At 58.5% G+C, this 6736-nt stretch carries 5 protein-coding genes; 2 read left to right on the top strand and 3 right to left on the bottom strand.

Annotation, left to right across the window (positions count from 1 at the left end):
- Positions 1-281: 281 nt before the first annotated feature.
- Entirely contained in the window at positions 282-890 is a 609-nt protein-coding gene (locus tag G6L28_RS10465) for a DUF2026 family protein (protein ID WP_174063694.1), read from the top strand.
- 187 nt (positions 891-1077) lie between these two features.
- On the opposite strand, the gene G6L28_RS10460 is transcribed toward G6L28_RS10465, so the two are convergent.
- Positions 1078-2127, bottom strand: a complete 1050-nt coding sequence (locus G6L28_RS10460; RefSeq protein WP_174063693.1) for a bifunctional monoglucosyl/glucuronosyl diacylglycerol synthase — start codon at positions 2125-2127, stop codon at positions 1078-1080.
- Positions 2128-2221: 94 nt separating this feature from the next.
- Complete coding sequence (locus G6L28_RS10455) at positions 2222-3139, bottom strand: PfkB family carbohydrate kinase (RefSeq protein ID WP_174063692.1); 918 nt, start codon at positions 3137-3139, stop codon at positions 2222-2224.
- Positions 3140-3303: 164 nt separating this feature from the next.
- On the opposite strand from G6L28_RS10455, the gene G6L28_RS10450 reads away from it, so the two are divergent.
- Positions 3304-4971 (top strand): alpha-glucosidase, encoded by a 1668-nt coding sequence (locus G6L28_RS10450; RefSeq protein ID WP_174063691.1) that lies wholly within the window; start codon positions 3304-3306, stop codon positions 4969-4971.
- A 64-nt stretch (positions 4972-5035) separates the two neighbouring features.
- On the opposite strand, the gene ade is transcribed toward G6L28_RS10450, so the two are convergent.
- Entirely contained in the window at positions 5036-6730 is a 1695-nt protein-coding gene (ade, locus tag G6L28_RS10445) for an adenine deaminase (RefSeq protein WP_174063690.1), read from the bottom strand.
- Between the last annotated feature and the right edge of the window lie 6 nt (positions 6731-6736).

The raw sequence follows: 6736 nt of genomic DNA, 5'->3' as shown, positions 1-6736 counted from the left end.
TCCCAATCCTCGGACGGTCGCCTGTCGCCGGGACTGCGGGCTGTGAAGGGCCCGCAGTCCCGCACCGACAATAACCTCAGAACAACAAACAATCCTCGGGCTTGACCCGAGGATCTACGCAGGTTGCCCCGGCATCAAGCTTGAGGAGGCCGGAGCGGGGTGGATCCTCGGGACAAGCCCGAGGATGACGGCGGAGAGGGTGGTGATCGTCGCTCCAGCGCGCTCCTCAGCGTCCCAGCACACGAAGACGTCACAGACCCGTAATCGACAGGTAAAACACCATGCTGATCAAGCAGAGCGACTATCACCGTATCTATCGCGTCATCAATAGCCTGCTCATCAACGAAAATGCCGACCCAGCCACTGCATCGATGTATTTCAGCACCTTCGGCGCTTTCATCCTAGAGCATCACTACAAGGTCAAGGCGAAGCCGAAAGGCGGGCTCGCGGCCTATAATCTGGGTGGCACGCTGCTGCTGTTTGCCGATCATCGAGAGGACGGTCACGTCACCGGTGCGGGCGAAAACTTCCACTGCTGGGTGGAGGCGGAGGGCTGGGTGATCGATTTCATGGCGCCTGCGTTCCCGCAGGCCGCACGCGAACTATCCGTGCCGCCAAAAATGTTCCAGCGCCCGCTCTCGTCCATGGCTCCGTCCATCAACGCGCTATCGCAATCGGGTGACTTTTTCTACAAGCACGAGCCGGATGCCATGGCCAAGCGCTTCGCAGACTGGCGCAAACACGGCATGATCGGAGACTTGGCCTCCATAGCCGCAGGCTGGTTTCGCACGTCCCCAAAGCATATGCAGAGCGAAATTTCCGTTAGCGATAGCAACGGTAAGAGCCGCACAATTCCACTTTCTGGCAATGTGCTAAGTGGGGCCTGGTAATTTAAGAGATGTATAAGGACGGCCAGCGTATCCTCGCGGCAGCCGCCTGACGTCAATCAGCAGCCCGACCCCGTTCTAAAGATAACGGCAGTCGCGTCCCGCGGCCCTTGTGACAGGAACGGAACGTTTCGTCTACGGCGTATGCGATAATATGTGTGCAGCCCGCAGATGGCATGGCGTTGTGTTGTCAGATGGCGGAGGCGGCGTAGAGCGCGGGCATGCCGTTGCTCGCCGCAGACGTCACGTTTTCCAGAAACTGGCGCGATGCCTTTTCCCATGTGTACTGTCTCGAAAGCGATAGCGCCGCTTCCGGCGAGCAGTCGAGTGCACCAAGGCAGGCTGTGCGCAGATCGTGGCTGAGGGCGCCTGCATCGGGATGTCCGCCAAGAATATCGACGGGGCCGGTGACTGGAAATGCGGCGACGGGTACACCGCTTGCCAGCGCTTCGAGAATGGTGTTGCCGAACGTATCCGTTTTGGAAGGAAACACGAAGACATCTGCCTGCGCATAGGCGTTGGCGAGTTCTTCGCCCGTCTTCACGCCGGTGAAGAGGACGTGCGGATATTTTTCCTGAAGCTCCGCGCGCGCCGGGCCATCCCCAACCACCACCTTCGATCCCGGCAGGTCCAGGTCGAGAAATTCCGGCAGGTTCTTTTCAACGGAAACACGGCCTACGGTCATGAAAATCGGGCGCGGTAGATCGAAGGGTTGCGGCAACTTCTCACCGGGGCGAAAAAGGCTCGAGTCGATGCCGCGGCTCCAGCGTCTCAGGTTCCTGACACCCTTCGATTGCAGCTCGCTTTCAAGACTGGGAGTGGCCACCATGCAGGCGCTGCCGCCATTGTGGAACCATCGAACGAAGGCGTAGAGCCAGCTTTCGGGGATCGGAAACCGCGCTGCGACATATTCGGGAAAGCGCGTGTGGTAGCTGGTGGAAAAGCGCATTCCGTGCTTGATGCACCACCGTCGCGCCATGAAGCCGAGTGGGCCTTCCGTCGCAATATGGACGTAGGACGGCTGGCTTTTCTCGATTTCCTTCGACACGCGACGATAGCCTGCCACCGAAAGCCGTATTTCCGGATAGGTCGGGCAGGGGACGGAATGGAAACTTTGCGGCGTCACCATGCAGACCTCGACGCCCATGCGTTCCAGTTCCGCGTTGGTGTTTTCGATGGAGCGTACGACGCCGTTGACCTGTGGGTGCCAGGCATCCGTTACGATGGTAATTCTGGTCATGCCGTGCCGACCCTCGCGCCGCTTGCGAATCCCGGTGCGTGACCGGCTTGCGCGTGTATGCGGTAGGCGTGTTACAGCATCATGTCAGGCTTGATCAGCTTTTCGGAAGCAGGTCCGGGCTGATCAGAGCGCCGTGATGGCCGATTACCGTGGCTGCGACCTTCGCGGCGTAGGTAGCGGCATCCTGCGGCGTGCTTCCTGAGACGAAGCGGGAGAGGAACGCGCCGTTGAAGCTGTCGCCGGCGCTCGTCGTATCTACAACTTTCACGGCCTCCACGGCAGGCGCATGACTTCTGGTTCCCTCGAAATCCAGCGTTGCGCCCTTTGCGCCGTCCTTCACCACCACATTGGCAACACTTAGCGCGCGGTATCGCGCAATCGTCGCCTCGACATCGGCGTCGCCGAAGTTGCTTGCTTCGTCATCGAAGCTTGGCATTACCAGCGTCGCTGCCCGCGCGCCGTTGGAAATCGTGCCCAGCATGGTTTCCTTGTCCGCCCAGAGGCGCGGGCGGATGTTCGGGTCGAACACCACCTGTTTTCCGGCGGCTTTTGCCCGGCGTAGTTCTGACAGGAACGTGTCGACCGCCAACGGCGTGGCGAGGATCGCCAGCGTGATGCCGGAGAAATAGACGATATCCGCAGTCTCTATGGTTGCGCGCAGATGATCCGCGTCTGCAGCCAGTTGACGGGCGGCGGAGGTGCTGCGCCAGTAGCTGAAGGTACGCTCGCCATCTTTGAGATTGATAAGATATAGCCCCGGCGTACCGCCCATGATGCGGGAAACGCTGGCTGTGCCGATATCGGCCGCCTTGATAAAGCTTAGCATTTCCTCAGACAGCGGATCGTCGCCAACGGCGGTGAAATAGTCGACGGACCAGTCCCGAGGCAGACATGCGCGGGCGTACCAGGCGGTATTTAGAGTGTCTCCGGCAAAGCCTTTCCGTAACAGGCCGTCGCCCGCCTGGGAAAGCTCGACCATGGCCTCGCCAATAGAAAGAAACCGTCCGCCCACTGCATCGCCTCCATTAAATGACGTTCCGCCATTACGACGCCTGTGTGAGGCTGGCAAGGGCAACTCATAATATGAGTGGCGTATCGCGTCTTTCGGCAGACGATTATCGTTTACGGACCGTCGTCAGGTTTATATGGTCGAGCGACGATCATCGGAGATATCCCATGCCGCCCATCGCCTTTCCCGCCACGAATTCCGCACTACAAGCAGACTGGTGGAGGGGAGCGGTGCTTTATCAGGTCTACCCTCGCTCCTTTCAGGATACGACCGGGAACGGATACGGCGATCTCAACGGGGTGACGAAGCATCTGCCCTATATCGCATCGCTCGGCGTGGACGGTATCTGGCTCTCGCCATTCTTCACCTCGCCCATGGCGGATATGGGCTATGACGTGTCCGATTACTGCGATGTTGATCCCATGTTCGGCGCTCTTGCGGATTTCGACACCTTGGTATCCGAGGCGCATCGGCTGGGCCTGAAGGTCATCATCGATCAGGTGATTTCGCACACATCAGACCAGCATCCATGGTTCAAGGACAGCCGTGCCAGCCGCAGCAATCCCAAGGCCGACTGGTACGTCTGGGCGGATGCGAAACCGGATGGCACCGCGCCCACCAACTGGCTTTCCGTCTTTGGTGGCCCCGCCTGGGAATGGGATGGCGTGCGTAAGCAGTATTATATGCACAATTTCCTTGCTTCCCAGCCGGATCTCAATTTCCACAATATGGACGTACAGGACGCGCTTTTGGAAACGGTAAAATTCTGGCTTGAAAGGGGCGTGGATGGTTTTCGCCTTGATACGGTGAATTACTATTTTCACGATCAGTTGCTGCGTAACAATCCGCCGCATGAGCCCGATAGCGACGATGCCGGGCTGGATGCGCCGGATGTGAACCCGTACGGCATGCAAAGCCACCTTTACGACAAGACCCAGATCGAAAATCTTGCCTTCCTCAAGCGTTTTCGCGCGCTGTTGGATCAATATGAGGGCCGCATGACCGTAGGCGAGGTGGGCGATGGTGCCCGCTCGCTCAAAACCGTCGCTGCCTATACGGCGGATAACGACAAGCTCAACATGTGCTACACCTTCGACCTGTTGGGGCCAGACTTTACCGCCAGCCACATTCGCGGCGCGGTCGATGGTTTCCAGAAGGCAGTGACGGATGGTTGGGTCTGCTGGGCCTTTTCCAACCACGACGTCATTCGTCACCTCACACGTTTTACCGAAAGCGTGGAGGAACAGACGCGAGTGGCAAAGCTCGCAATCTCCGTGCTGGCTTCACTGCGCGGTTCCATTTGCCTCTATCAGGGTGAGGAGCTGGCGCTGACGGAAGCCGAGCTTGCCTTCGAGGATTTGCGCGATCCTTACGGCATTCGCTTCTGGCCCGCATTCAAGGGGCGCGACGGGTGCCGTACGCCGATGGTCTGGGAAACCGGCAGCCCGAATGCGGGCTTTACGTCCGCTGAGAAGCCCTGGCTGCCTGTGCCTTACGCCCATGCGATGCTGGCTGCGGACGCGCAGGAGCGCAAGCCGGACTCGGTGTTGAACCACTACAAAGCCACGCTCGCCTTCCGCAAAAACCATGCTACTCTGCGGGACGGAGACATGGAGTTTCTCGAAACCAATCAGGATTTGCTGGTGTTTACGCGACGCAAGGGGGAGGAGACGCAGCTGTTTGTGTTCAACTTGACACGGAGTCCGGTTGAGTTTCGCATTCCACCAGCGCTTAAGGTAACGGGCGTGCAGCCTTTGCCCGGCTTCGAGCCGCTTTTCAGCGGTGAAATGGTAAAGCTGGATGCACTGGATGCATTTTGCGCAAGAGTTGAATGACGAAGTTATAGAGTGAGCGCTGTGACGGTGTCATCGCGCTGCACTCTTGCTGGAAATGTGTTGTTTAAATCAGCATAAACCTGTCCACATCAACCATCCCCTTGTCCGAAATCTTCAGATGCGGAATGACGGGCAGAGGCAGGAAGGCGACCTGCAGGAATGGCTCTTCCAGCGTCGTTCCCAGCGCGTAAGCCGCCTTGCGCAGATCGTGCAGGGTGTCTCGCACCACCTCATAGGGCTCAAGGCTCATCAATCCGGCGACGGGCAGGGCAATTTCGCCCGTCACCTTGCCGTCCTCCACCACCACGAACCCGCCCTTGATCTCGCCGAGGCGGTTTGCGGCCAGCGCCATGTCATCCTCGCTGACACCGACGACGCAGATATTGTGGCTGTCATGGCCAACTGTGGAGGCGATCGCGCCCTTCTTCAGTCCGAAGCCCTGCACGAAGCCATTGGCGTGATTGCCGTTCTTGCCGTGACGCTCGATGACCGCGACCTTGATGATGTCGTTTTCGAGATCGAGGCTGGTCTGATTGCCATCGCTCGGCAGCTTGAAGCGGCGATGTTCGGTAATGATCTTGCCTGGCAACACACCCATCACCGGCGTTTCGCCTTCACTCTTCGGAACGCCGAAGTGGGACGCTAGAACCGGTCGCGCCTTGACGCTGTCCAGCCCAACAGGTGCAACGGGTTTGCGGGTTTCGAACAGCTCTGCCGTAACCTGTCTTCCGGCAGAAAATACCATGCTTGCCTTGCAGTTCTGTAACGTGTCGATCACCACCAGATCGGCCCGCCAGCCGGGCGCGACCAGACCGCGATCCCGAAGCCCGAAAGCTTTTGCAGCGGAGATGGAGGCGGCGCGATAGATCGCCAGTGGCTCTACCCCGGCAGCGATTGCCGTGCGGATCATGTAATCGAGATGGCCCTGTTCGGCGATATCCAGCGGGTTGCGGTCATCGGTACAGAGCGCAAGATATGGGGACAGTCGTTCGGTGATGATCGGCATCAGCGCGTGCAGGTCTTTGGAAACGGAACCTTCGCGCACCAGAATGTGCATACCTTTGCGGATTTTTTCTAACGCTTCATTTGCCGTCGTGCATTCATGCTCGGTGCGAATGCCTGCGGAAAGATAACCGTTCAGCGCAGTGCCGGAAAGAAGCGGCGCGTGTCCATCGATGTGCTGACCCTGGAACGCTTCGAGCTTTGCCATGCAGATCGGGTCTTTATGGATGACGCCCGGGAAATTCATGAATTCCGCCAGACCGATGACATTCGGATGGTTTCGGAACGGCAACAGCTTTTCGATCGGCAAATCCGCGCCTGCGGTTTCCAGATGGGTGGCAGGCACGCAGGACGAAAGCTGGACACGAATGTCCATGATGGTTTCAAGCGCGGAATCAAGGAAGAACTGGATACCTTCCGATCCCAGCACATTGGCGATCTCATGCGGATCGCAGATGACGGTGGTCACACCGTAGGGCAGAACACAACGGTCGAACTCGTGCGGTGTCACCAGCGACGATTCGATATGGAGATGTGTATCGATGAACCCAGGCACCACGATCTTGCCGGTTATGTCGATTTCCAGCACGCCCTCGTAGGCCTCGCATGTGCCGACGATGGTATCTCCGCAAATCGCGATATCGGAAGCGACGAGTTCGCCTGAGACCAGATCGAAAAAGCGTCCGCCTTTCAGAACGATATCGGCCTTCTCCCGGCCTGTTCCCTGATCGATCTTGCGCTCAAGTGACGATACCACGCTTCA

The sequence above is a fragment of the Agrobacterium larrymoorei genome, from assembly GCF_013322225.1.
Lineage (GTDB): Bacteria > Pseudomonadota > Alphaproteobacteria > Rhizobiales > Rhizobiaceae > Agrobacterium > Agrobacterium larrymoorei_A.
Note: the sequence above shows the minus strand (reverse complement) of the source record. Positions and strands in the feature narration are given on the sequence as shown.

Coding starts and splice junctions, on each gene's coding strand:
- G6L28_RS10460 (WP_174063693.1), bottom strand. CDS start 2,127: ATGACCAGAATTACCATCGTAACGGATGCCTGGCACCCACAGGTCAAC.
- G6L28_RS10450 (WP_174063691.1), top strand. CDS start 3,304: ATGCCGCCCATCGCCTTTCCCGCCACGAATTCCGCACTACAAGCAGAC.
- G6L28_RS10465 (WP_174063694.1), top strand. CDS start 282: ATGCTGATCAAGCAGAGCGACTATCACCGTATCTATCGCGTCATCAAT.